This is a genomic window from bacterium (genome assembly GCA_036524115.1).
Classification (GTDB): Bacteria; JAUVQV01; JAUVQV01; order JAUVQV01; family DATDCY01; genus DATDCY01.
Genome location: DATDCY010000362.1, coordinates 1 through 1,871, shown reverse-complemented (window position 1 = coordinate 1,871; position 1,871 = coordinate 1). Strand labels below are relative to the sequence as shown.

Below are 1,871 nucleotides of genomic sequence, written 5' to 3'. Positions count from 1 at the left end.
GCGGCGAGCAGACGGCGCCGGCGAGCGCCGGCGATCCCGAGCACGGGCGCGGCGCGAGCGCCCCGGCGCGGCCGGCGAGCACCTCGCGGTTGGCCGCGAGATATCCGGCCGGGCTGCCGGCCTCGCGCCAGTAGCCGCGGTGGACGAAGCCGCAGACGCGCCCGCCCCGCTTGAGCAGGTCGGGGTACGCCTGGCGGTTGATCTCCCATGGGCGGTTCGGCGGGATCAGCCGGAAGACCTCCGGCTCGAGCACGTGGATCCCGGTGAAGCCGCAGGAGAGCCGATCGGCCGGCTCGTCGGCGGGGCGCGGGGCTATGAAGCGGCGGATCACACCGTCGGGATCGACGCCAAGCACCCCGGCGTCGGCGTCGGGGACGAGCACCATGGTGGCCGTTGCCTGCATTTCCACGTGAAAGTCTAGCACCCGGCGCAGGTCGACATCAACGAGGAAGTCCCCGTTGAGCAGCAGGAACGTCCCGCCGGCGAGGAAGCTCTCGGCGCGCTTGAGCCCGCCGGCCGTGCCGAGGATGGCCCGCTCGCGTGAAACGTGGAGCGCGAGCCCCGACGGGTCGAGGGCGCGCAGGCCGCGCTCGAGTTCGTCGGCGAGGTGGTGGGCGTTGACGATGGCCTCGCGCACGCCGGCGCCGGCGAGCAGCGCGAAGGTGTACTCGAGCAGCGGGCGGTTGGCGACAGGAAGCAACGGCTTGGGCGTCGTGTTCGTCAGCGGGCGAAGGCGGGTGCCGAACCCGGCCGCGAGGACCATGGCGCGCGGGGCGGCGGGGCGCGCGCTCACGCCTGTCTCCAGCCCGCGCCCGCGGGGGTCTTCGCATGGCGGCGCGCCGCGGCGACGAGCGCCGCGAGCCGGGGGGCCTCGCCCGCGAGCGGCGCGAGGGTCTCCTCGAGCAGGCGCAGCGCAACCGGCACGTGCGTGAGGAACGCAGGCTTCGCCCGGCGCAGCTCGAGGAAGGCGTAGGCGCCCAGCGCCTGCATGAGTCGGTGAGCGGCGATCGCCGGGAAGAACGCGAGGAAGGCATCGCGGCCGACGTCGGCGCGCGCTCCGAAGGCGGCGAGGTAGTGCTCGAGCAGCTGGGCGCGCAGCCCCGGCGGCAGGTCGACGTACGGGTCGAGCAGGAGCGCCGCGACGTCGTACTGCGGCGGGCCGGGACGCGCCCCCTGGAAATCGATGACGCGGACCCGTCCGTCGTGGATCTTCAGGTTCTGGGACTGGTAGTCGCGGTGGAGCAGGAAGGCCGCGCCGGCGCCTGCCGCGCGCGCGGCCAATCGCGCCAGTTCCTCGTCGAGCCCGGGCGGCACGGCCAGGCCGAGGTGGTTCACCACCAGTTCCCGCACGAAGTACCCCGACTCGGCCTCGCGCATCAGCGCCGCGTCGTATGGCGGGTTGTGCGTGCGGCACGGCTCGAAGCCGGCTGCGCCGTCGACCTGCAGTCGCACGAGCACGTCGAGCGCCTCGCAGTAGAGGGCGGCGAGCGCGGCGCGGTCCTGGGCGTTGCCGTCGCGCGCCCTGCGCCGGACCTCGGCGAAGAGGTCGAGGTCGCCGAGATCCTCGACGAGCAGCCAGCCGCGCGCGCGCTCATACGCGAACAGCGCGGGGACGGGCACGCCCCGTGCGCCAAGGTGCGCCGCGAGGTAGGCGAAGCCGTCGTTCTCGTTCACCGCGTCGCCGGCGGGCAGCGGGTTCTCGACGAGCACGAAGCTCCCCGCGGCGTGCGAGAGGCGCGAGAGAATGCGCGTGGACCCGGCGGGCGGCAGCGGCTGGATGGCGAAGTTCCCGCCGGCGCCGGCGACGCGGCGCGCCCAGGCCAGCGCCTCAGGCGACGGCACGGCGGTGCACTTCCTCCAGCAACGCCAGG

2 protein-coding genes are annotated in these 1,871 nt (G+C 74.6%); both read right to left on the bottom strand.

Annotated features, from left to right (window positions below; translation table 11 throughout):
• A partial coding sequence (locus VI078_17735) for an NDP-sugar synthase (protein ID HEY6001130.1) occupies window positions 1-793 on the bottom strand: 793 nt, incomplete at its 3' end.
• A partial coding sequence (locus tag VI078_17730) for a phosphotransferase (protein HEY6001129.1) occupies window positions 790-1,871 on the bottom strand: 1,082 nt, incomplete at its 5' end. The genes VI078_17730 and VI078_17735, both read right to left, overlap by 4 nt.